Raw genomic sequence first — 21,432 nt, 5'->3', positions numbered from 1 at the left:
ACGCCCAGTCCGTTGCCCATCAGTTAAAGGTGGCTGGCGCCACCGAGGTCACAACGATGGTGGTTGCCCGAATGCTGAAAGGTTCATTCGAGCCTACGTGGCGCTTCATTCAGGCCGGGGCCCTGCCTGCAGGCTACGACATAGACATTTGTCCGGCGACGCAGGCAGTCTGCCCTCCTAGATGAGTGACCCGGTAGGCGCAACTGTTGGCTCGAAAAGGGGAGCTTGCTTACTTGCATTCTTCGAAGGGTCGCCGCATTGACTAATCCTCGACCTACTATGCAGATGGGCGCTGTTTTGTCAGCCAGTCGTATCGACATTGTCGTCCACTGGTGAAACCGAGTGGTGGCAGATGGTCACCGCCCTCGGGCCACTCGATGTTCTCCTTTTCCGGGGATCACCTCGCTAATACTTCGACAGACAGCATTTGGCGACTACCCTCCCAGATGAAAATGCGACAACTGCAGGCAGCCAATTAGAATGGCGGTGACGGGCACGATTGGCGTTGGAAGTGGCAGTCGACGACAAACCCTCGCGGCAAATGGTTTGTCTCGCCCCTTGGAACTCCTCAACACAAGCAGTCTCTCCGGCGAGGAAAAGACCACGATCATTACAGAAGCCTGGGAGAGACCGCTTCAAGACAGCAGGACTATCAGGGATTCGCGGAAAAGAACGGGCTGCTGCGAGCGATTCACAGAGCGCATCAGCCGCGAGGAGCGCATAGTTGTTCGTGCCGCTCAACTGACAAGACAGCAAGACATAGAGAGCCCGGCGTGTGTGAATGGAATTGAACAGCGGCCCGTCTGACGCCTAAGCATCCTTCTTAAGGATCTAGAGCGGCGCTGGCAACGAGCCAAGCGTCCGGGAGTCCCGGCGTCTCCCTGTCCACGGACGAATTGCCGCGCGGACCATGACCCGAATCAGCAACAGAGGTCGACGACGGGGCCATCCCCGAGTTGATAGAGCTAGCGCGCGATGTTGCAGCCTCAGCACCACTTCGCTCCCCGAACTCAAACGAGCTGACCTTCTGAGACAGCCCATCCACTCATGAGTCTGCTGTGGCAGTGCAGAAGCGTATTGGAGACCGATCCATCCCTGTCATACCACTTCACGCGATCGGATCCAGCTCTGCACGGCATGCCATCGTTCACATTATGCGGTCAACCCCATACTCACAGCGACGCACGTCAGGGCGAAGACCGCCAGGAGAGCAAACCCCGTCACTGCCTTGGCACATGCATCGAACTTTCGCCCGGCGAGCTCAGACAACTCAAGCACTTGTTGCCAGGCATCCACGCGAACATCGACCCGATTCGCGTGCTCCGACACCTGCTCAGCGGTGGCCGTTTGAAGCGCCGGCCACGCAAATCGATTGAGCTGCGAGTATTTGGTAGAGGTTTGGGGTCTGACAGCCCTCACCAGCCAGAAAAGCGTCCACAAGAATGCCAAAAGTGCCCCAACAGCCAGAGTGCCTACGATCAAAGCCTGGAGACACCCTTGACCAACAGCGCTCGTCACCGTCTTAGCGTTGTTCATCAGCATCGTCAGAATGACGCCAAGTCCTGCGGTAAGGATCGTTGCTTTTGTGTCTGCGAACCGTACCCAGTTCGCCATCTGATCCATTGCCTGAAAGCCGCCGTCGGCCGGCTTCGCGTCCCACTTTTCGTCCGGCGCCCCAGGACCTACCTGCGTCGAGGGAGGGAAAGGTACAGGTTTCCTAGGCCACATCCGACTGAGCTCCCTCGGCCGGCCACCGTCGCGTCATCCGCCATTCCGTGTACGCCGCCAACCAGTGGGAAGCCCAAGCGGTCACTGTGGCGGCGGTGTGTTCCTCGGGCTTCCAGTCCCCGACATCCGCCACACACAAATTGCCGTTGTCATAAAGGTGAGGAGACTGTACCCATCGGCGGCCGACGGGTACGCCGAGGCGACCAACCCCAAGCACTGCGACACGCGGAAGCTGCTTGTCGTGGCGAAGGATCACAGCGACATTGAACTTACCCCGCCCTGTGTCAATAGCACCAACCCAACAAGGACCAAGGTCGTTCCCAGCTGGGACGTAGGTGAACTTTGGGAAGGACTTTTTCATTGCCTCGATATGACGGTTGATCTCCTCCTCGTCTGCCCACCATGCCGTCAAAGCATCCCCCTTAGCGTCAGATTCTTCATCGCCTCCGTGGAAGGTATGGCTGGCGACAGGAGTAACTGTGCCCAGCGTCGCATGATTATGTGCCCCGGGGCCGGTAGTCGTAACACCGTCGAAGACCACGCGTCCTTCAACGGTCACGTACCGGGGAACGTTGACGCCGTGGTGGCGCAGCAGCGCGGCAATGGTCATGTTTGCTCCTCAGAACAGGGCTATGCTTTCGGTGGGGTTGCCGTCGAGCTGCTGGACGGTTCCTGGTATGTGCCGAAGAGTGCTTCTCCATCGGTAGTCGTAAAACCTGTAAGTCCGGCGCTGATAGTCGCGCTGGTATGTCTTTGGGGAATCCTCGTGCTCGACGAACGCATCGGCGTGGGGCAGCAATTCAGCAAGGCCCTCGCCGGCAACGACTTCCCAAGAATTTGCCTTCTTTTCACACTTTGCTGCAAAGTTGGCTGCGAAGCCGAGGGGATTGATCTCACTGTGCTGCCCGCTGCCGCTCCGAACGAATGTGATCCGTCCGTAGTCGAGTCCTGCACGTGCCTGAACCCTAGCTATCCCGAGCCGTTCAAGGCGAGGGTTAACGACCGTCTCAACAGCGTCGAGTGCAAATGAACACGCGCTGAGCGCCATCACACCATCGACTTGAGGGTTGCCCGGTCCAAATCCTGCAAACAGCCCGTCGCCACGGAGTCCAAGTGGGAAACCGCCAAAGTTGACGACGGTCTCAACAAAGCCGGAAAGGACAGCATGTGCCAGGTCTACTACCTCGGTTTCGTCATCCCAAAAGCTTCGCCCGGTGAAGTCCGTCAAATCGATGAACGCCGCCACAATGGACGCGGTTCGACGCTCACCAACAGCCAGGCCCTCGAAGTCGGGATGTCCCAACACCTTCGGCTCGCGTGCGGCAGATGCCTGTAGCGCCTCCTTAAAGACACTCATGCCGCCCCGCCGAGCTTGGTAGTCCCCCAATACCGTTTCGCCGAAGTCACTAGTTGTGTAGTCGGGCATTAGCGTCATCTCCCAGTTACTGTCGCGGGTTGACTGTTCAAGAGCCTGTCGTCAGTCATAGAACCAAAAGGCCAACTAAGTTGGACTTTTGGCCAAGTGCTGTGAAACGTGGCCAACTAAGGTTGATTTTGGCCATGTAGCGTGGAACCTCACACCAAGAACTGAATCCGTTTAGAACTCCCAGTCCTCATCCTCAGTGTTGACAGCCTTGCCAATCACGTAGGAGGAGCCCGAGCCGGAGAAGAAGTCGTGGTTCTCGTCCGCATTCGGGGACAGCGCCGAAAGGATGGCCGGGTTCACGTCCGTAACGGAAGCCGGGAACATTGCCTCGTAGCCGAGGTTCATGAGGGCCTTGTTGGCGTTGTAGTGCAGGAACTTCTTGACGTCCTCGGCCAGGCCGACGCCGTCATAGAGGTCGTGCGTGTACTGGACTTCGTTTTCGTACAGCTCGAAGAGAAGCTCGAACGTGTAGTCCTTGATTTCCTGCTTGCGGGCTTCGGAAACCTTTTCCAGGCCCTTCTGGAACTTGTAGCCGATGTAGTAACCGTGCACGGCTTCGTCACGGATGATGAGGCGAATGAGGTCGGCCGTGTTCGTGAGCTTGGCACGCGAGGACCAGTACATGGGCAGGTAGAAGCCCGAGTAGAACAGGAAGCTCTCCAGCAGTGTGGAGGCCACCTTGCGCTTCAGGGGATCGTCGCCCTGGTAGTAGTCCATGACGATCTGCGCCTTCTTCTGAAGGTTCTCGTTTTCGACCGACCAGCGGAACGCGTCGTCAATCTCTTTGGTGGAGCACAGCGTGGAGAAGATGGACGAGTAGGACTTCGCGTGCACCGATTCCATGAAAGCGATGTTGGTGTACACGGCCTCTTCGTGCGGCGTCAGGGCATCCGGGATCAACGAAACTGCGCCCACGGTTCCCTGGATGGTGTCAAGCAGGGTGAGACCGGTGAAAACGCGCATGGTGAGCTGCTGCTCTTCCGGCGTCAGCGTGTGCCACGACTGGACGTCGTTGGACAGCGGCACCTTCTCCGGCAGCCAGAAGTTGTTGACCAGTCGGTTCCAGACTTCCACGTCCTTGTCGTCCTGGATCTTGTTCCAGTTGATTGCTTCGACGTGCGTCAGGAGCTTCACTTTCTCAGTCATTTGTCGTTTCACTTTCTCGCATGAGCTTCGCTTGCGCTGCATCGTCGATGCAATGCTGGCAGGTTGGGTTCACAACACCCTTGTTCGTGTGATGTCTGGTGTGCGCGTTTCGTCGGCTGGATGGCATCGGCCTGCCTTTCCTGACAGCAGACATTTTCGCACGAGTTTCGGCGCTGGCCTTCTTGCCAAAATTTGGATTGCCCTCGCCGGTGAAGGCCTCAGAAAGCGCCTTGCGTGACTCCAAAGGCATTGTGTGGCCAAATCCTGGATGGTCCGGCCCGAACTTGCCAAAGTTCGGATTGTCCGATCCGACAAACGTGCCCTTGCGCTCATCGGACCACTTTTCCCGCTGCTCCGATGAGTGTGAGTTGCCAAAGAAGGGATTCTCCTCACCGAATCGGCTCAGGCCCTTCCGCCCAGTAGATCGGAGCCGAGCAGCTTCCCGCATTTCATCTGTCCACACCACACCCGTCGGACCCAGCCCGCCCTCTGAGAGGTTCAGGAGACGATCCCCCTGACTCCTCAAATATGCGATCCAGTCCATCTCGGCTTGACCAAGTTGGTCCAATCCTTCAAGCCAATCAAGTTCGTCAGCAATGAGATCCGCAGGATCGTGCTTCCTCACCCAGTCATAGAACGGAGTCTTGCGTCCTTCGGCGGCGACTCTGAGATGTTGATGGAACCGACGGCTGGTGGTCTTGGTCGTAATGCCGACGTAGCGGTACTCAACCTCACGGCGCAGCCGGACGCCATAAACCAAGCCACCCGTCGCCGTCGTAATTCCATTCATCTCAAAGCACCACCGTCATAGGGCACATGAAACACAGCCCTCCACCTCAGTCCCTTCCAGGGCCATCTGGCGGAGACGGATGTAGTAGAGGGTCTTGATGCCCTTGCGCCATGCGTAGATCTGCGCCTTGTTGATATCACGCGTAGTGGCGGTGTCCTTGAAGAACAGCGTCAGGGACAGGCCCTGGTCCACGTGCTGGGTGGCCGCGGCGTAGGTGTCGATGATCTTTTCGTAGCCGATTTCGTAGGCATCCTGATAGTACTCCAGGTTGTCGTTGGTCAGGTACGGAGCCGGGTAGTAGACGCGGCCGATCTTGCCTTCCTTGCGGATTTCGATCTTTGCGGCCACCGGGTGGATCGAGGAGGTGGAGTTGTTGATGTAGCTGATGGAACCGGTGGGCGGCACGGCCTGGAGGTTCTGGTTGTAGATGCCGTGCTCCATGACGGAAGCCTTCAGCTCACGCCAGTCGTCCTGGGTGGGAATGTGGTGGCCTGCGAAGAGCTCGCGGACGCGCTCCGTTGCCGGAACCCATTCCTGCTCCGTGTACTTGTCGAAGAACTCGCCGGAAGCGTAGGTCGACTTCTCGAAGCCACCGAACTTCTGGCCGGTCTCGATGGCCAGCTTGTTGGACGCGCGGAGGGCGTGGAACAGCACCGTGTAGAAGTAGATGTTGGTGAAGTCCAGGCCCTCTTCGGAACCGTAGTGGACGTGCTCGCGGGCGAGGTAGCCGTGGAGGTTCATCTGGCCGAGGCCAATCGCGTGGCTCTGGGCATTACCCTGGGCAATCGACGGCACCGAGTTGATGTAGGACATGTCGGACACTGCGCTGAGGGCGCGGATGGACGTCTCGATCGAGAGACCGAAGTCCGGCGAATCCATGGTCTTGGCGATGTTCATGGAACCGAGGTTGCAGGAAATGTCCTTGCCCACGGTCTGGTAGCTCAGGTCTTCCGCGTAAATGGACGGCGAGGAAACCTGCAGGATCTCCGAGCACAGGTTGCTCATGGTGATCTTGCCGTCGATCGGGTTGGCCCGGTTCACGGTGTCCTCGAACATGATGTACGGGTAGCCGGACTCGAACTGGATCTCCGCGAGGGTTTGGAAGAACTCACGGGCACTGATCTTGGTCTTCTTGATCCGGGAATCGTCAACCATCTCGTAGTACTTCTCCGTGACGGAAATGTCGGAGAAGGGGACTCCGTAGACGCGCTCGACGTCGTACGGGGAGAAGAGGTACATGTCCTCGTTCTTCTTGGCGAGCTCGAACGTGATGTCCGGGATCACGACGCCAAGGGAGAGCGTCTTGATGCGGATCTTCTCGTCGGCGTTCTCGCGCTTGGTGTCCAGGAAGCGGTAGATGTCCGGGTGGTGTGCGTGCAGGTACACGGCACCTGCACCCTGGCGGGCACCAAGCTGGTTGGCGTAGGAGAAGCTGTCTTCGAGGAGCTTCATCACGGGGATGACGCCGGAGGACTGGTTTTCGATCTGCTTGATCGGGGCGCCGTGCTCACGGATGTTGGTGAGCGAAAGTGCCACACCGCCACCGCGCTTGGAGAGCTGCAGCGCGGAGTTGATGGCGCGGGCAATCGACTCCATGTTGTCTTCGATACGGAGCAGGAAGCAGGAGACAAGCTCGCCGCGCTGGGCCTTGCCTGCATTCAGGAAGGTGGGGGTTGCCGGCTGGAAACGGCCATCGATGATTTCGTCAACAAGGCGGCTGGCAAGTTCTTCGTTGCCGCGGGCAAGGTGCAGGGCAACCATGCAGACGCGGTCTTCGTAGCGCTCAAGGAAGCGCTTGCCGTCAAACGTCTTCAGTGTGTAGGACGTGTAGAACTTGAAGGCGCCAAGGAAGGTCTCGAAGCGGAACTTCTTTTTGTAGGCACGGTTGAAGAGTTCACGGATGAAGTTCATCGTGTACTGGTCCAGTGTTTCGCGCTCGTAGTACTGGTTCTTCACCAGGTAGTCGAGCTTCTCTTCCAGGTCGTGGAAGAACACGGTGTTGTTGTTCACGTGCTGCAGGAAGTACTGGTGCGCGGCTTCACGATCGGCTTCAAACTGGATCTCGCCGTTGGGGCCATACAGGTTCAGCATTGCGTTGAGCTCGTGATAGCCCAGGCCCTTATAGGCCTCCGGCAGTGGCTTCTTGGCCGTTTCCACAGCGCCCCCGGTTACTTCTGTTTCTGCGACAGTAGTGTCCAAAACTTTTCCAATCCTTGATTGACCCGATCGACGTCTTCCGGCGTCCCCATGAGTTCAAACCTGTAGAGATGCGGCACGTTGCACTTGGCGGCGATGATGTCTCCCGCTGCGCAATAGTTGTCCGCGAAGTTGGTGTTTCCTGCACCGATAACACCACGGATCAGTTCCCTGTTCCGTGGGTTGTTGAGAAACCTGATGACCTGCTTGGGCACTGAACCTTCGCCGTTTGTCCCGCCGTAAGTCGGCAGGACAAGGACAAAGGGTTCAAGTGCTTGAAGCGGGGCATCGTGCGCATAAAGCGGGATGCGCGCTGCATCCCTGCCCAATTTCCGGACAAAGCGCTTGGTGTTCTCAGATGTCGAGGAAAAGTAGATGAGGTGACTCCTCGTGGTCACAGTGTCCGTGTCACTGCGCACGGATGCCGTTGCCAGCGGTGCCATGGGAGTCACCTCGACTACATAGGAATTCTTGCTTGCTGTGGTGGCGAAGTCCGAAAGGAAACTTAGGCCACGGAGGAAACGGCCTGGGCCAGTTCCTCGATCTTGTCCGGGCGGAATCCAGACCAATGGTCCTGCTCGGTCACGACGACGGGAGCCTGCATGTAACCCAGCGCCTTGAGGCGTTCGAGCGCCTCGGCATCCTGGGAGATGTCGACACTCTGGTAGGCAATGCCCTTCTTGTCGAGTGCCCGGTAGGTTGCGTTGCACTGAACACAGGCCGGCTTCGTGTAAACCGTAACGGTCATGATCCCTGTCCCCTTAGTTGAAGTCTGTCGCTCTTCGTATCTGGCGGGCTCAACCGGAACTGAATACTGAATCCGATACCGGCCCGCAGGCTGCTGTGGCAGCCAACACGCTTATTTAGTCTTGTGCTGGTTTCCCGCTCAATCCGTAAACCGATACTACATGTAGTGCAAGCGCCTCGCCGGGACCCCAAGATGATGTATTACAAGTATGTCATTCAATCCACCGCTCGTCCACAGGGCAGGTGGCTCAAAATGTCCGTGATTCCGCCAAAGTGAGAGATGAAATCCACACCCTGTGGACTACTTAGCCACATTTAATCTCCAGCGTGTCGCCGGGTTCCGGCGTGTCGTGACACTTTGAAAATGTGGCGTGGCGAACACGGCTCGAACAGCCAGATTTGCTGATGGTCAAACGCAGAGTACGGTGTCCCTGATGCTTCAAGGGAGCCCACTCCCCTGTGTTGGCAGGAAGAAACGAGCAAAAGGACAGCTGATGGTCAACCTTCTCCATCTCCGGACCCTGTTGGAGGTCACCCGGCTGGGTTCCTTCGCGGCCGCAGCGGCGCAGCTTGGCTATACAGCCTCCGCCGTTTCCCAACAGATGGCCGCGCTGGAACGGGATACCGGCGTCGAACTGTTCCAGCGTTCGGCGAGGAGCGTGATTCCCACTGAGGCCGCCGTCACCATGACCCGGCACGCATCCAAGGTGCTCACGGACGTCGAAGCGCTCATGGCCGCCGCATCAAGGACCAGCGATGCACCGGCCCAGGAATTGCGGCTGGGCATCTTCCCCAGCCTTGCCACGTATGTGCTGCCGGACATCCTGCGGAATGAGCGGTGGAACGGGCTGGGGATAGAGCTGCGCGTATCAGTCGCTGAGCCGGCACAGACCATCCAGGGACTGCGCAGCGGCGGAGAATTGGACGTCGCCCTCGTGTACCAGGTGGGACAGTCAGGATTGGCCTGGCCACATTCCCTGGAGCGCCAATGGATCGGCGACGACGACTTCCGGGTGGTGCTGCCCGCTTCATGGAAAATCCGCGAGGATGCCGAGATTGAGGCCGCACACCTCTCGGACATGCCATGGATCGTCCATCACCCGGGCACCAGCGACGCCCTGGTGATCGAACGTTTGTTTGCCAGCTGCAACCTGCATCCCCGCGTCGTGGCTTACAGTGACGATTTCCATGCCAGCCTGGAGATGACCGCGGCCGGCCTGGGTGCTTCGCTGGTACCGGAACTGGCGCTGCGCAACCGGCCACCCGGCGTCGTGGTCCTTGACGTTCCGGACATCCGGCTGGCGCGAAACGTGTTCGCGCTGCTCATCAATGAAAAGCGAACAGCTCAAGTGCAACTGTTTACGCAGCTCCTGGCCGACACCCTCCGTGGCACCTCCGAAAAGAGCGGTTTGCATCCCCTGAAATCAGCGCCTGTCAAGGGTTCGCAGCGTCGGAGGTGAATTCTCCCCAATTGCTGGAACCGGCCCGATGTTGGGGTTAGATTGATCACATGGGCAAGGTAGCGAGCACACATTTTGGGGAGATCGAGCTCAATCACGGGCGTGAACATTGCTTCGTGACCAAACACGAGCTCGGCGGCAATCAGCTGGAGCTGGACCTGAACGTCACGGCGCATGACCATTTCGACGAGGCCGCCATGCACAAGGTGGACTACCGCTTGCGCTTCCTGCCGGAGCTGGTTGACCAGGTCCGGGAGATGATCGCCGATGAGCTGGACCAGGACGGCACCAATCCGCAGCAGTTCCTGCATTTCCATAGCTCCCAGCTCAAGGAAGAGCAGCTCGAATCGGTTTTCGGGGTCAGGGACAAGTCCCAGCTCACCAACGACGTCTTCCTCAAAGCCCTCAAACTGGGTCATGTGGCCATCTACCCTGGCCAGCCCGAGCGCTATTTTGTCCTGGACTTCACCCTCGGCTCGCACTTCACGGATGAGCTGCTGGTAGTGGCCGCCGATGAAGATGGCGTGGTGGATGACGAAATCCTTTGGGAGTCGTGAAGGCTGAAGCTTAAACGCCCGACGGCGGCCGGTCACCTTTCGCTGACCGGCCGCCGTCGTTTGTGGGGACCTACTTATGCAGTCCGGGTTGACCCAGAGCTGGCGGGACGGAACGTGCTTGACGGCGGTGGCCAGGAGGAGCGGCCAGGTGTTTTAGCTTGCGTATTCCTGGCGGAGTGCCATGGTGCTTACGCGGCCAGCCGGCCGGGATGGCCGCGGCAGCGCCAGCTTGTCCAGCACGTCAAGGGCGTCCGCGTGCTCATTGAAGGTGTACAAGTGAATGCCCGGTGCACCGGCATCCAGTGCTGCATTGGCCAGATCCACGGTGGCAGCGACGCCGATTCGCCGACGCTCTGCTTCAGTGTCCATGGCAGCGAGGCGCTCAATGAGTTCCACGGAAGGGTCGACGCCGGCCAGTTCGCCGAGGCGCTTCAGGCGCCGGATGCTGGTGAGCGGCATGACACCGGGGATGATCGGGATGGTGACCCCGGCCCGGCGTGCTCGCGCAACCAGGTCCGAGTATTCGTTCGCGTGGAAGAAGACCTGCGTGATCGCGAAGTCTGCGCCGGAACGCTGCTTGGCCAGGAGAACTTCGACGTCGTGCCCCACACTTGGCGATTCAGGATGCCTGAGGGGGTACGCGGCCACTCCGACAGCGATCTTGCCGGCACAAAGAAGTGCTGAACGACGCTGCTCCACGCGGCGGATCAGTTCGATCAGATCCTGGGCATACCGGAGTGAGCCGCTGGCAGCCTGGCTTCCGTCCTTGGGCAGATCCCCGCGCAGTGCGAGGATGCCACGGACGCCGCGGTCCAGTAGTTCACCAATGATCTCCGCCAATTCAACCGGCGTGTTGCCCACACACGTCAGGTGGGCCAAGGGCCGGAGCGTGGTCTCGAGCAGGAGGCGGTTGATGAGGTCAACGGCAGTATCCCGGTTGGATCCACTGGCACCGTACGTCACCGAGACGTAGTCCGGCTCGGTGGCTTCGAGTTCACGGATAGTGGTCCACAGGGTTTCTGCGGCCGCCGGGGAGCGAGGGGGAAACAGCTCGTAGGAAAGTGCCACGGGCGCCGTTCCGGCGAGGTTGGGATGTACGTCAATAAGTGGCGGCGACATTTGCGTCCTTGGCTGTTCGTCATCGAACGTCACCCAATGGATCCAAGGGAACCATTGATTGCATGGTCGATGAATTTAGTTTGGGATACACGAAGAAACTCCGGCAGGACGCAGCCGCGACCGGTACGCCTGGAATGAAGCTTTCCGTGTGCAAATGTCAGGCCCACATGGGGGCACCCACACCCTCCTCACCGCCCTTGCGGGGCGGATCCAACAGAGGATCGCTGACACGTTACCACGGTAACTTGTTTACGACTCTAGGTCGTGGGCAGCGAGCGGTTCAACTTTGCCACCGAATTAAGACGCAGTTTTACGATCCATGAAGAAGGATTTGTGAACTTTGTTCGCTGAATGGCTCACCAGGGCTTGTCTACGCCGGACTCATTCCCGGGGCCCCGCAGGTACTCCTCACGTTGCTGCCCTTCTGCCCGCTCCCGTTGGGCCTGTTGCGCGCTCCGTCCCAGCTTCTGCAGTTGCTCCTGCTGTTGGTCAGGCGGCGTATCCTTGGCTGGCTTCTCCACCCCGGCCCTTCCGTCGGAGTCCGCAGCTATCTTGGCTTTGAGACGATCGGCCGCTGAGTCCAGGGCCCTCCCCTCGCCGGACGAATTTCCAGGTCCCTCCTGCGCACACTGGCCAGGTGAGGAATCGATGAGGTCCAGGGCTTCACGAAACAACGTGGTCGCCGTCTGTATGCTACCTGCCGACAGCGCAGCATCGCCCAGTTTCTCGACACTCAACACCAGGTTGACCCGCACTTGGCATTCGTCCTCGCCGGCGCCGGCATCCAACGCCGCCTCGAAGTCCTTCCGTGCCGCCGTGAAGTCGCCGGCCAAAACGTGGGCGTCGCCGGATGCGAAGAAGGCGTTGTGCGGCTCCACCAGGTTCGCCACGTGCAGCCAGGACGCAGCTCTGGCCGCACCGTCCTGATCGGCCGTTTCGAAGGCATGTGCGGCGTCCCCGCCCAAGGCACCCACGCTGAGGAGCTTCACGGCCACGGCGAGCGCCAGCAGGGCCGGCGGGGCGGACCACAGCGCGAGGCGGCGTCTCCGGCGTCGAGCATTCTTCATGCCAGTGGCTCCTTGGCCCTCGAGGGCAAGCTCCGCACTTCCCGCAGCGCTATGAGATGACGAACGGGTTCGTGAAGGGCCAGCAGGAATCCGGCGAGCGCCAGGAGCCAGTAAAGTTCCACGCGGCCGGATCCATCGTCGTTGGTGGGAGTGAGGGCGCCGGGCTGGGCTTTGGCAAGCATGTCGGACGTGGGTTGGTTCCCGGTCCGGTGGACATATGGGACATTGAGTTGGCTTGCGATGTTTTTCAGTCGCCCTTCGTCGATCCTGGACACCGCGTCCTGGCCTGAGCCCTTGTCCTGCAGGTACCCGGCTTCAGTGTCCGAGGGGTCCTTCATCCGGCCACCCTGCCCCGTGCCGTAACCCAGCACGGCTCCCCCACTGACGCTGCCCGCATCCACCGGCAGCGGCACTGGCGCCTCGGCCGCCGTGTTCTCGCCGTCCCCGGCGTAGAAGACCAATGCCGGACGTCCTGGGTGCTGCTCCCGGGCGGCCGCGAGCCTTTCCTTGAGCAACGCTCCCGCGCCCGTAATGCTGCTGCCGTTGGCGTACCGCGGGTTTTGCGGCTGCAATATTGTCATGGCGGTTTGCAGCGCGGTGGCGTCCTGGCTCAACGGCATGCGAACGGTCGCCTTGTTGTCGAAAGTGATGAGGGAAAACCTGGCTCCCGCTAGTTCCCTGGCTATCGCCATCATGTCGCCCGTCGCCCCTGACAAGCGGGTTCCTGCGCCGTTGTAGTCCTCCGCTGCCATGCTGGTACTGGTATCGACAACGAAGAAGACGTCCACGTCCGCGACGGCGGTCCTCACTTCGCTGCCGGGCCAACCCGGTCGCAGTGCGGCAAGGACCAGAAGCACGACGGCGGCGCCCCGGACGGCGGCCGGCCGCACCGACCCTTTTGGTCCCGTGCTGCCGCGTACTGTGCTGCCGCGTCCCGGCCCGCGAATGATGGCCCACAGGGTGAGGGCGACGACGGCGACCCCCATGGCAGCGAGGAGCGCCCACGGAACGATTGGCAGAAGACTCACTGGTCCAGCCTCCATCCCACGATCACCATTCCGGCACCTGCCAGCAGCGCGACCCCAAGCGGCAGCGCCGGGCTATCGCTCACGGCAACCAGGGGCGCGGCCCGGTAGCTGCTGGCTTCGGTCTCCTGCACTTTCTGCACTATCCCGGGCACCGCGTCGGGACTGTCCAGGGCGAAGTAGCTGCCCCCGGTTCCTTCGGCAACCGCCTTGAGTTGGCCGCCTGGCTGATCTGCTTGATCTCCGTAGTCAAAGTCGCCGGGGTAGTCAAAGTCCGAGGGGTTCAGGGCATAAACCTTGACGTTCTTGCTCCGGGCCAGCTCCCCGGCCTGCTGCAGGGTGAAGATGGGGTCCCCGGAGAGGAAGTTGTCGGTGGCCAGCACAACAGACCGCGAGCGCTTGGCGTTGCCGGACGCGGATGTCGACCCCGGCTCTGACCCCGACCCTGACCCTGGTTCAACGTCCGGGAAGCTTTGCACGCAGGATGCCAGGCCATCGCCGATCAGGGAGGATCCTCCACCGTTCCATGTCCCATCGAAGAAGGATCCTGCCCCGCTGTCCAGTGCCTTCCGGGCTGCGGTGAGCTGTTCGGCGGCGTAGTCGTAGTCGTCTGTCAGCGGGAACAGTTGGACGCTGCTGCTATCGAAGATGACCATGCCGATGCGCTCGCCATCGAATTCCCGGGCGAGTTCCTGGAACACTTTGGCAATGGCAGCGTCCGTACTGGTCATGGATCCTGAAACATCCAGGCAGAGGACGATGTCCCGGTTCCGGATGTCGGGCTGCTCCGTGGTGCGCTGGGCAGGTCTTGCCGAGGCTGTGGCTGTGGCCGCCAGAAACAACGCACCCAAGGCCATGGCGAGGACCAACGTGGCCTTGTACCGCCGCAGCGCTCTTTGATATTCGGGAAGGTCCGTGAGGCGCTCGCCGTGTGCCACTGGCCTGCCCATTTGCCGCCGACGCCGGATCAACAGCCGGGCGGCTATCAGCAGTGCCAGGGCAGCGAGGGGAAGAATCCACCAGAAGGTCAGTTCCACGCCTGTACCACCTGGCGTGCGGTCCTGGCGGAGTCCCGAACGGATTGCAAGGCCACTGGCGCGAATTCGTTGGGATAGATCAGGGCGATACCCACGGCGACCTGATCCAGTCCGTTGCGGCGTAATTCTTCCAGTGTCATGGAAGTGGCCGGAAGGCCTGTGGCCGCACCCGCGAATTCGCGCACGAGGAGGCTGAGCCGCTGGTGGGCGTCCCGCCCGGGGAGGCGGCCGGCGTCGGCTTCTCTTTCGAGGGTATCTATTGCTGAGAGGCAGGTGGCCCGCAGCGTTTCCAGATCGTGAGGCGTCCTGTTCCCGCCTACAGGTGTTTTTGGTGTTGCCTTGTGGTCGGGCCACAGGATCCATCCGTACCAGCACGCCACGAGCAGCAGGAGTACCAAGCCCAGCCATAGCCACAGCTGCTGATATTGAAGGGGTGCATAGAAGCCGGCGTTATCCTCCACGGTTGCTGCCCTTGGCGGACTTCGCACCCGAGCGGTGCTTCTCCAGGAGCGCGAACACCGCCGGGAGGACATCGACGGTGGCGCCAACCGGCTGCTCAGCAATGCCGAGCCTGCGGAAGAATACGCGGCGCTCCTCCCTTCGTTTCCGCATTGCGCTGGCATAGGCGGCACGAACAACGCTGTTCCCCGCCACCGCCGCAGGGATCCGCAGGCCGTTCCCGACGTCGATGCTGGCCTCTTGCATAGACGCCGGTTGCCCCGGTTCCGCGGCCATGCGGGCGTCGAGGATAGTGAGCCAGAGGACTTCGTGCCGGGCCCTCAGGCGCCGGAGCAGTATTTCGGTGCGGGCGTCGGGCATAAACTCATCAGCGAGAACGGCAATGAGCAGGCGGCCCTTCAAGAACCTCAGCGCGTAGTCGAGTTGCTCTGTGATAGCGCTCGCCTGCCCATCCAGGGAAATGCCGGCATCCACTTCCCGGAGCAACCGCTCCAGGTGCTCTTCACCGTTTTGGGGCGGGAGGTAGCGGGAGGTGGCGGCCGAGCCGTGCAGGAGTCCGACGTCGTCCCCATGCCTGCAGGCGAGATAGCCCAGTACTCCGGCAGCGTCAATGGCAATGTCTTTTTTGGATTCACCCGAGGCTGCGTGGGCTGCCATGTTCCGTCCCGTGTCCACGAGCAACAGCACCGAATGACGGCGGACGGCCACATAGCGTTTCACCAGGGGTGATCCGTGGCGGGCAGTGGCTTTCCAATCGATGTCCCTGACTTCGTCGCCGGGTACGTATGAGCGCAATTCGTCGAAGTCCAGGCTGCGGCCCTTGAAGACAGAACCGTATTCGCCATCCAACATGGTGAGGGTCCTGCGATGGGCGAAGATGAACATCTTCGACTTCACGCGTCGGAGGAGGCTGGGCATTCGGTGTCCGTTACGGCGTCTGCACGGACATGAGCACTGCGTCAATGATGGTTTCCACCGGGGTCCCTTCAACCACGGCGTCGAACCCGAGCACTATTCTGTGGCGCAGGATCCTGTGGGCCAGTTTCTTGACGTCCTCGGGAATGACGTGATCGCGCCCGCTAAGGAGTGCCAATGCCCTCGCCGCCTGACTGAACGCAATGCTCGCCCGCGGACTTGCACCGAACTCGATGAGGTTTGCCAATCGGGGCTCCAGGTACTGGGAGGCATGACCGGTCACATAGGCCAGGCCAACGATGTACTGGATGATGGCAGGATCAACGTAAACCCTCCTGACGAGTTCCTGCACCTGGACAATGGCGTCAAGGGAAGCGGCTGCGGGTGGCTTCTGCGCTGCGCTGAACACCCCGGCATCGATGCGCCTGATGACTTCGGCTTCCTCCGCCGGGCTCGGATAGTCCAGGACGTCCTTGAGCATGAAGCGATCCATCTGTGCTTCCGGAAGGCGGTAGGTTCCCTCCTGCTCAATCGGGTTTTGAGTTGCCAGCACGAGGAAAGGCTCGGGCAGAGCATAGGACTCGCCACCGATGGACGTTTGCCGTTCCTGCATCGCCTCCAGCATGGCGCTCTGCGTTTTGGCGCTGGATCGGTTGATCTCGTCAAGCAGCACAATGTTCGCGTGAACGGGTCCCAGTTGGGTGACGAACGTGCCTTTGGCCGCATCAAATATCTGGGTGCCGGCGATGTCACTGGGCAACAGGTCCGGAGTGCATTGGATCCGGCGAAAATCCGCACTCACGGAGTCCGCAAGAGCTTGCGCCGCTGTGGTCTTGGCCAGGCCCGGAACGCTCTCCAAAAGGACATGTCCGCCGGTCAGGAGGCCGATCAGCAGCGTTTCCTGCAGCCTCGACTGGCCCACCACCTTGGTCTCAAAGCTGCGGATAATGCTGCCGACGAGCTGCTGTGCGCGGGCCAAATCTCGTGCATCGATCCCGTCCGGTGCATCGGTTCCGGTCGCGGCTGTGTTCTGAAGCACCTGTGGTCCCCTCGCTGGCGTGAATCCACTCTATCCAAGCCTTCCCTGAACAAGCCCACAATGGGGAGCCCTCCCCATGTGGACTTCTGGGGTCTATTCTTTTGCCATGCATCAGCTACCAGCCCGCTATGAGCAGTATCTCAACGGCCAAACCCAGCGTGTCATCGACGCCGTTCGTCCAGTTCTGCTGCAGTCCGCGGCAGACCAGAGGCACGGGGTCCGGATCACCTACAACACAGGGCCCACCGGACACCAGGCTCATCTGGACGAGTCGATACCCTACGGTGAAATAGTCGAAGACATCGACTAGCCCTTCACGGAGCCGGACAACGCGAAAGAGCTGCCCACGCTCCGGGATACCAGCACGTATAGCAACAGCACCGGCACTGAGTACAGGATGGAAAACGCCGCGAGCTGTCCATAAGCTATGGCACCGTGCTGGCCAAAGAAGCTGAAGATGGACACCGCGGCTGGTTGCTTCGCCGTGGAAAGCAACAGGATGAACGGGACGAAGAAGTTTCCCCATGCCTGTATGAAGACGAAGATGAACACTACGCCCAAGCCATGCCTCATGAGAGGCAGCACCACCGCGCGCAAGGCCGTCATGCTTGAGGCACCGTCCATCCACGCCGCCTCCTCCAGTTCCAAGGGAACGGAGTCCATGAAGTTCTTCATCATCCAGATGGCCATCGGCAGGGTGGTTGTAGCCATGAAGAATATGGTTGCCACCATGGAATCGAGCAACTGGAGCTGGACGAACAAACCATAGACGGGCACCATGATGGCCGTCACGGGCAAGGACGTCCCGAACAGCACCGAGTACATGAACGGCTTGTTGAACCTGGACTGGTAGCGGGACAACGGATATGCGGCAAGGACGGCTGCCACCAGGTTGACCGCTGCTGTTCCCGCTGAAAGAAGGAAACTGTTGGCCAGGGGCTGGTACAACAGTTCCGGTGTGAGCACCGCGCCGAAATTCTCCATCGACGGCGCTGACGGCAGCGCGGCCTGATAACCGGCCTGAGGATCGACGGCGGCCAGCAGCAACCACAACAATGGCGCCACAAAGCAGAAACCGATCACGGCCAGAGCGATATCTGCCGCAAACCGCGGCCTGGACATCACGGCTTCTGCTCCCTGAGCAGCCGGACGTAGACAGCGCCGAAGACCACTCCCAAAACAATCAAAACCGAAGCAACGGCCGTGCCATAGCCAATATCCCCGAATTTGAAGGCCTCTTGGTAGGCCAACACCGGCAGGGTAGTACTGGCATTGGCCGGGCCGCCGGCCGTCATCACCCAAATAAGAGTGAACACGGCCAACGTCTGCAGGGTAATCAGCATCAGGTTTGTGGCGATGCTGCTCCTGATCAGTGGCAACGTAATGAATGCCAGGCGCTGCCAGCCTTGCGCACCATCCATCAAGGCAGCTTCCGAGACGTCCTGTGGCACGTCCGCGAGGGCGGCCCTGTACACCAGCATGGAGAAGGCCGTTCCCCGCCACGTGTTCGCAAGGATAATCGCGACCAGCGGGAACGTGTACAGCCAGTCCGGCCCCTGCCCGCCAAAGAAGGCAAGCATCTGATTCAGTGTGCCGTCACGGTTGAAGTAGGCATAGGCCGCGAAGGCAGCCACGATCTCGGGGAGTACCCAGGCCGCTACCACCACTGTTCCCACCCACGAGGAAACTGCCCTGCGTGAGCGCGTCATGAGCAGCGCGATGAGCAGGCCGAGCACATTCTGGCCGAGCACGGCCGAGGCTGCGACGAAAACAACAGTCAGCCATGCCGCCAGTGGAAACGAGTCATCGCTGAACATCCGCACGTAGTTCTCAAGCCCCACCCACTGTGGATCCCGGGCCGCCCGGCCTGAAAGAGCGGCATTGGTGAACGACGCGTAGAAGGACCAAACCACCGGGGCAAGCAGGAACAGCAGGAGCAGGAGAACGGACGGAACAACCGGCAGCAGCCGCAGGTAGCGGCGAATCGTCATTTCGCTGCTGTCATTTCTTTGATGTCATCTCTCCAGGACCTTGTCATCACCAACGAGCTTGCGCACCGTGGCGTCATACTCTGCTGCGGCATCTTCGGGGCTTTGCTTTCCAGTGATGACAGACTCGGTGGCGACCTGGACCGCCGTCGAGATCCTCGGGTAATCTGCGGTTGCCGGGCGGTAATGCGTCACCTTCACCAACTCCGAGACATCCTTCACGAACGGATTCGCCGAAAGGTAGCTCGATTCCGATGCAACATCCGTGCGCACCGCTATCTGGGAGTTGTCAACGTCAAAGGCCAAGGCATTCTTCTTGTTCAGCGCGGTGGCGAGGAACTTGAACGCAAGCTCAGCGTTCTTGCTCTTGGCACCAACGGCAAGGGTCCACCCACCGGACATGCTGACGCCGCCCGGTTCCTGTCCGTTCCTCGTGGGGAACATGGCCACACCCATGTCCTGCTCATAGCCTGCCCACTCATAGGCCCCGCCCTTTTGCCAGAACGACGGCGTATACGAACCTTCCACGGTTGCAGCGAGTTTGCCCTGCGGGAACCACTCGCCAAAGACCTTCTTCCAGACATTGGCGTCGAGGGCTTCGGCCGGGCTCACTGCAAGTTTTTCGTCGTAGAGGGTCTTCAGGAAGGCCAGCGAGTCAGTAAAACCCTGGGAGCCCACCACCCATTTCTTTTCCTTTTCGTCGTACAGCGTGCTGTCTGTCCCGTAGAGGAGTTCGTAGAAGCTCTGCATGACAGTGCCCTCGCCGGTACCCTTGCCGGCGTACATGTTGAAGGGAATCACGGTTGGATCTGAGGCTTTGATGGCACGTGCCGTGGACAGGATGTCTTCCCACGTTTTGGGCTGCCAGGGAACTTGAATTCCGGCCTTCTGCAGCACCGCCTTGTTGTACCAGATGGCACGAGTGTCAGTGCCCAGGGGCACAGCGTAGATACTTCCGTCATCGGCCCGACCCGCTGCTTTGGCCGCTTCGTTGAACTTGGACCAGTCGTCCCACTTTTCAAGATAGCTGTCCAGCTTGAGGAGGTAACCGGCGTCGACGTCGGAACGCACCTTGAACGTGTCCTCATAGAAGACATCCGGCGCGGTGTCCGGGGAGCGCTGGGCGAGGGCGAGCTTGGTGCCGTAGTCGTCGTCGTTGGCTTGGATCGGTTCGAGATTGACCGTCACCGACGAATTGGCTGCCTCGAATTCCTTTTTGGCGTCCTGCATCACAGCATCCAGTGCCGTAAAGGAGTCAGATTTCTGGTAGACGATCTTCAAGGTCTTGTTCTCGGCAGTTGGCGGCGTCGAGGAACAAGCTGTTGCAGCGAGAAGAGCGGCTACGACGGGTAGGACGGTGGCAAACCTCATGGGGCGGCGCATTTTGCTCCAATCGAGTCAACGTGGCTGAGTAGTTAGCCCTCCAGCAGTAGCCGTTGGGCGCGTGGTGCCAGTGTGTGCTCCAGGACGAGGCACGCCGCACCAATAGCGCCGACATCCTCGCCTACCCCGGAACCCACAACTTCAATACCGTGGATCATGCGGGCCGCACTGTTTTCAGCGATGAGGGCCGGGACACGCTCCAGGAAGTACTTTGACATCCGCCCCCAGAAAGGACCGCCGAACACAACGCGTTCCACGTCAAGGGTGTTGGTCACCACCGAGACAGCACGGGCCACGAGGGTGGCTGACTTATCAAGGATGGCAATGGCTTTTTCATCGCCGGCGTCGGCTTTGTCGCACAACAAGGCGTAACGTTCCTGCACCTGCGGCCCATCTGCATCCTCGCCATGGCTGTCAAGCACACCGGCCGCCTCCGCCTCGGCCACGAGGACCTGCGGGATACACGAGGATTTCACACAACCACGGAGCCCGCAGTCACACTGGGGCCCCATCGGATCAACGATGATATGGCCGATCTCGCCCGCGTTACCGGACGTTCCACGGACCACTTCATCGTTCAGGACTATGCCGCAACCAATACCGGTGCCCATATACATGAAGACGAAACTGCCGGCACCGCTGGCACCGCCGGCCCAGGTTTCGGCCACTGCGGCGCTCGTTACGTCCTTGTCCACCAGCGTCTCCAGGCCGGTGGCCTCCGTGAGGGCCTCACGGATACGCACGCGGTTCCATCGAGTCAACAGCGGCGGCTCCACAACGGAACCTTCGTCGAGGTCGATCGGGCCCGGGACGGCAACGCCGAGCCCGGCAATCTTGGATGCATCCACGCCCGATTCCTCAATGAGGACCTTGATCTGCTGGGCGATGCTCGCGATCACTGCCGCCGGGTCACCACCGGGAGTGGCCATCCGCGAATGCCTGACGACATCGCCCAGGAGGTCCAGGACAACGAACGTGATGACTGCAGGGTCAAGGTGGACGCCCACCGCATACATTCCCGATGGGTTCAGCCGCAGGATGGTCCGTGGCTTGCCTGGGCCTGTCCCCTCCTTGCCTGCTTCCACAATCAGGTGCTGGTCAAGCAGGCGACGGGAAATATTGGAAATGGTCTGGGGGGACAGGCCAACAATCTGTGCCAGTTCAACACGGCTGAGGCCGCCCGGGGACCTCCGGATCGCCTCGAGAATGACCGTCAGATTGAAGTCACCCATGCGGGGTAGATTCGTTCCGCGCCTCGGTGTGGGCTGCCGGATCTCAGTCACTGATTCCCCTAAGTCATTTTTGAAAAAACATCATGGTACTTCGTCTTTGTCTGAATCGTACGATACC

The 21,432-nt window shown here is 60.3% G+C and carries 22 protein-coding genes; 3 read left to right on the top strand and 19 right to left on the bottom strand.

Translation table 11 applies throughout. The features are described 5' to 3' along the window. Positions 1–1,152: 1,152 nt before the first annotated feature. From AC6I97_RS11690 to nrdH, 8 genes are all read right to left on the bottom strand, one after another. Entirely contained in the window at positions 1,153–1,623 is a 471-nt protein-coding gene (locus AC6I97_RS11690; RefSeq protein ID WP_497944942.1) for a Pycsar system effector family protein, read from the bottom strand. Positions 1,624–1,717: 94 nt separating this feature from the next. Next, positions 1,718–2,338, bottom strand: coding sequence for a type II CBASS E2 protein (locus AC6I97_RS11685; RefSeq protein WP_224164509.1), 621 nt, complete (start codon positions 2,336–2,338; stop codon positions 1,718–1,720). Between the two features lie 9 nt (positions 2,339–2,347). After that, positions 2,348–3,085 (bottom strand): adenylate/guanylate cyclase domain-containing protein, encoded by a 738-nt coding sequence (locus AC6I97_RS11680; RefSeq protein WP_224164510.1) that lies wholly within the window; start codon positions 3,083–3,085, stop codon positions 2,348–2,350. A gap of 240 nt (positions 3,086–3,325) precedes the next feature. Next, a complete protein-coding gene (gene nrdF, locus AC6I97_RS11675; RefSeq protein WP_224164511.1) occupies positions 3,326–4,300 on the bottom strand; it encodes a class 1b ribonucleoside-diphosphate reductase subunit beta in 975 nt (324 codons plus the stop codon). Further along, positions 4,293–5,090 carry an NUMOD3 domain-containing DNA-binding protein gene (locus AC6I97_RS11670; protein ID WP_224164512.1) on the bottom strand — a complete coding sequence of 266 codons (798 nt, stop codon included), beginning with the start codon at positions 5,088–5,090 and terminating at the stop codon, positions 4,293–4,295. Before AC6I97_RS11670 ends, nrdF begins: the two co-directional genes overlap by 8 nt. Before the next feature lie 15 nt (positions 5,091–5,105). Then, positions 5,106–7,247: a class 1b ribonucleoside-diphosphate reductase subunit alpha gene (gene nrdE, locus AC6I97_RS11665; RefSeq protein ID WP_309929919.1), complete on the bottom strand. Its 2,142-nt coding sequence runs from the start codon at positions 7,245–7,247 to the stop codon at positions 5,106–5,108. 11 nt (positions 7,248–7,258) lie between these two features. After that, positions 7,259–7,729 (bottom strand): class Ib ribonucleoside-diphosphate reductase assembly flavoprotein NrdI, encoded by a 471-nt coding sequence (gene nrdI / locus AC6I97_RS11660; RefSeq protein ID WP_224164513.1) that lies wholly within the window; start codon positions 7,727–7,729, stop codon positions 7,259–7,261. Positions 7,730–7,791: 62 nt separating this feature from the next. Further along, positions 7,792–8,034, bottom strand: a complete 243-nt coding sequence (gene nrdH, locus AC6I97_RS11655) for a glutaredoxin-like protein NrdH (protein WP_011775022.1) — start codon at positions 8,032–8,034, stop codon at positions 7,792–7,794. Positions 8,035–8,527: 493 nt separating this feature from the next. Between nrdH and AC6I97_RS11650 the strand changes: the two genes are divergently transcribed. Together AC6I97_RS11650 and AC6I97_RS11645 are read left to right on the top strand one after the other, a co-directional pair. Beyond that, positions 8,528–9,493, top strand: coding sequence for a LysR family transcriptional regulator (locus tag AC6I97_RS11650; RefSeq protein ID WP_224164514.1), 966 nt, complete (start codon positions 8,528–8,530; stop codon positions 9,491–9,493). Positions 9,494–9,543: 50 nt separating this feature from the next. Further along, on the top strand, positions 9,544–10,050 hold the full coding sequence (locus AC6I97_RS11645) for a DUF2004 domain-containing protein (RefSeq protein ID WP_223933081.1): 507 nt from the start codon (positions 9,544–9,546) through the stop codon (positions 10,048–10,050). Positions 10,051–10,203: 153 nt separating this feature from the next. Here the strand turns inward: AC6I97_RS11645 and AC6I97_RS11640 are convergent, their stop codons facing one another. The 7 genes from AC6I97_RS11640 to AC6I97_RS11610 all read right to left on the bottom strand — a co-directional run bounded on the left by AC6I97_RS11640 (position 10,204) and on the right by AC6I97_RS11610 (position 16,711). Beyond that, a complete protein-coding gene (locus AC6I97_RS11640) occupies positions 10,204–11,169 on the bottom strand; it encodes a methylenetetrahydrofolate reductase (RefSeq protein ID WP_497944941.1) in 966 nt (321 codons plus the stop codon). Between the two features lie 356 nt (positions 11,170–11,525). Then, entirely contained in the window at positions 11,526–12,236 is a 711-nt protein-coding gene (locus AC6I97_RS11635) for a hypothetical protein (protein ID WP_497944940.1), read from the bottom strand. Then, positions 12,233–13,264 (bottom strand): vWA domain-containing protein, encoded by a 1,032-nt coding sequence (locus AC6I97_RS11630; RefSeq protein WP_497944939.1) that lies wholly within the window; start codon positions 13,262–13,264, stop codon positions 12,233–12,235. The genes AC6I97_RS11635 and AC6I97_RS11630 overlap by 4 nt, the downstream gene beginning before the upstream one ends. Then, positions 13,261–14,298 (bottom strand): vWA domain-containing protein, encoded by a 1,038-nt coding sequence (locus tag AC6I97_RS11625; RefSeq protein ID WP_497944938.1) that lies wholly within the window; start codon positions 14,296–14,298, stop codon positions 13,261–13,263. The genes AC6I97_RS11630 and AC6I97_RS11625 overlap by 4 nt, the downstream gene beginning before the upstream one ends. Further along, a complete protein-coding gene (locus AC6I97_RS11620; RefSeq protein WP_497944937.1) occupies positions 14,289–14,759 on the bottom strand; it encodes a hypothetical protein in 471 nt (156 codons plus the stop codon). Before AC6I97_RS11620 ends, AC6I97_RS11625 begins: the two co-directional genes overlap by 10 nt. After that, positions 14,749–15,675 carry a DUF58 domain-containing protein gene (locus tag AC6I97_RS11615; RefSeq protein WP_497944936.1) on the bottom strand — a complete coding sequence of 309 codons (927 nt, stop codon included), beginning with the start codon at positions 15,673–15,675 and terminating at the stop codon, positions 14,749–14,751. The genes AC6I97_RS11620 and AC6I97_RS11615 overlap by 11 nt, the downstream gene beginning before the upstream one ends. 10 nt (positions 15,676–15,685) lie before the next feature. Next, positions 15,686–16,711, bottom strand: a complete 1,026-nt coding sequence (locus AC6I97_RS11610) for an AAA family ATPase (RefSeq protein ID WP_497944935.1) — start codon at positions 16,709–16,711, stop codon at positions 15,686–15,688. Positions 16,712–16,817: 106 nt separating this feature from the next. Between AC6I97_RS11610 and AC6I97_RS11605 the strand changes: the two genes are divergently transcribed. Then, entirely contained in the window at positions 16,818–17,021 is a 204-nt protein-coding gene (locus tag AC6I97_RS11605) for a hypothetical protein (protein WP_224164522.1), read from the top strand. On the opposite strand, the gene AC6I97_RS11600 is transcribed toward AC6I97_RS11605, so the two are convergent. From AC6I97_RS11600 to AC6I97_RS11585, 4 genes are read right to left on the bottom strand one after another with little or no spacing between them, the layout of a single operon-like run. Continuing rightward, the gene (locus AC6I97_RS11600; protein ID WP_497947065.1) at positions 17,018–17,833 is read right to left on the bottom strand and encodes a carbohydrate ABC transporter permease; all 816 of its coding nucleotides are present in this window, start codon (positions 17,831–17,833) and stop codon (positions 17,018–17,020) included. The two genes, AC6I97_RS11605 and AC6I97_RS11600, sit on opposite strands and share 4 nt — an antisense overlap. Then, positions 17,833–18,702, bottom strand: coding sequence for a carbohydrate ABC transporter permease (locus tag AC6I97_RS11595; protein ID WP_224090647.1), 870 nt, complete (start codon positions 18,700–18,702; stop codon positions 17,833–17,835). Before AC6I97_RS11595 ends, AC6I97_RS11600 begins: the two co-directional genes overlap by 1 nt. Positions 18,703–18,726: 24 nt before the next feature. Further along, complete coding sequence (locus tag AC6I97_RS11590) at positions 18,727–20,082, bottom strand: extracellular solute-binding protein (RefSeq protein ID WP_497944934.1); 1,356 nt, start codon at positions 20,080–20,082, stop codon at positions 18,727–18,729. A 32-nt stretch (positions 20,083–20,114) separates the two neighbouring features. After that, a complete protein-coding gene (locus AC6I97_RS11585) occupies positions 20,115–21,314 on the bottom strand; it encodes an ROK family transcriptional regulator (protein WP_224164524.1) in 1,200 nt (399 codons plus the stop codon). Positions 21,315–21,432: the final 118 nt, after the last annotated feature.

This window comes from Arthrobacter sp. TmtSoilC48 (assembly GCF_059739425.1).
Note: the sequence above shows the minus strand (reverse complement) of the source record. Positions and strands in the feature narration are given on the sequence as shown.

Excerpts from the sequence above, each read along its gene's own strand:
- AC6I97_RS11600 (WP_497947065.1), bottom strand. The coding sequence starts at position 17,833 with ATGTCCAGGCCGCGGTTTGCGGCAGATATCGCTCTGGCCGTGATCGGT.
- AC6I97_RS11585 (WP_224164524.1), bottom strand. The coding sequence starts at position 21,314 with ATGGGTGACTTCAATCTGACGGTCATTCTCGAGGCGATCCGGAGGTCC.
- nrdH (WP_011775022.1), bottom strand. The coding sequence starts at position 8,034 with ATGACCGTTACGGTTTACACGAAGCCGGCCTGTGTTCAGTGCAACGCA.
- AC6I97_RS11595 (WP_224090647.1), bottom strand. The coding sequence starts at position 18,702 with ATGACGATTCGCCGCTACCTGCGGCTGCTGCCGGTTGTTCCGTCCGTT.
- AC6I97_RS11680 (WP_224164510.1), bottom strand. The coding sequence starts at position 3,085 with ATGAGTGTCTTTAAGGAGGCGCTACAGGCATCTGCCGCACGCGAGCCG.
- nrdF (WP_224164511.1), bottom strand. The coding sequence starts at position 4,300 with ATGACTGAGAAAGTGAAGCTCCTGACGCACGTCGAAGCAATCAACTGG.
- AC6I97_RS11590 (WP_497944934.1), bottom strand. The coding sequence starts at position 20,082 with ATGCGCCGCCCCATGAGGTTTGCCACCGTCCTACCCGTCGTAGCCGCT.
- AC6I97_RS11640 (WP_497944941.1), bottom strand. The coding sequence starts at position 11,169 with ATGTCGCCGCCACTTATTGACGTACATCCCAACCTCGCCGGAACGGCG.
- AC6I97_RS11635 (WP_497944940.1), bottom strand. The coding sequence starts at position 12,236 with ATGAAGAATGCTCGACGCCGGAGACGCCGCCTCGCGCTGTGGTCCGCC.
- AC6I97_RS11690 (WP_497944942.1), bottom strand. The coding sequence starts at position 1,623 with ATGGATCAGATGGCGAACTGGGTACGGTTCGCAGACACAAAAGCAACG.
- AC6I97_RS11685 (WP_224164509.1), bottom strand. The coding sequence starts at position 2,338 with ATGACCATTGCCGCGCTGCTGCGCCACCACGGCGTCAACGTTCCCCGG.
- AC6I97_RS11650 (WP_224164514.1), top strand. The coding sequence starts at position 8,528 with ATGGTCAACCTTCTCCATCTCCGGACCCTGTTGGAGGTCACCCGGCTG.
- AC6I97_RS11605 (WP_224164522.1), top strand. The coding sequence starts at position 16,818 with ATGCATCAGCTACCAGCCCGCTATGAGCAGTATCTCAACGGCCAAACC.
- nrdI (WP_224164513.1), bottom strand. The coding sequence starts at position 7,729 with ATGGCACCGCTGGCAACGGCATCCGTGCGCAGTGACACGGACACTGTG.
- AC6I97_RS11615 (WP_497944936.1), bottom strand. The coding sequence starts at position 15,675 with ATGCCCAGCCTCCTCCGACGCGTGAAGTCGAAGATGTTCATCTTCGCC.
- AC6I97_RS11670 (WP_224164512.1), bottom strand. The coding sequence starts at position 5,090 with ATGAATGGAATTACGACGGCGACGGGTGGCTTGGTTTATGGCGTCCGG.
- AC6I97_RS11645 (WP_223933081.1), top strand. The coding sequence starts at position 9,544 with ATGGGCAAGGTAGCGAGCACACATTTTGGGGAGATCGAGCTCAATCAC.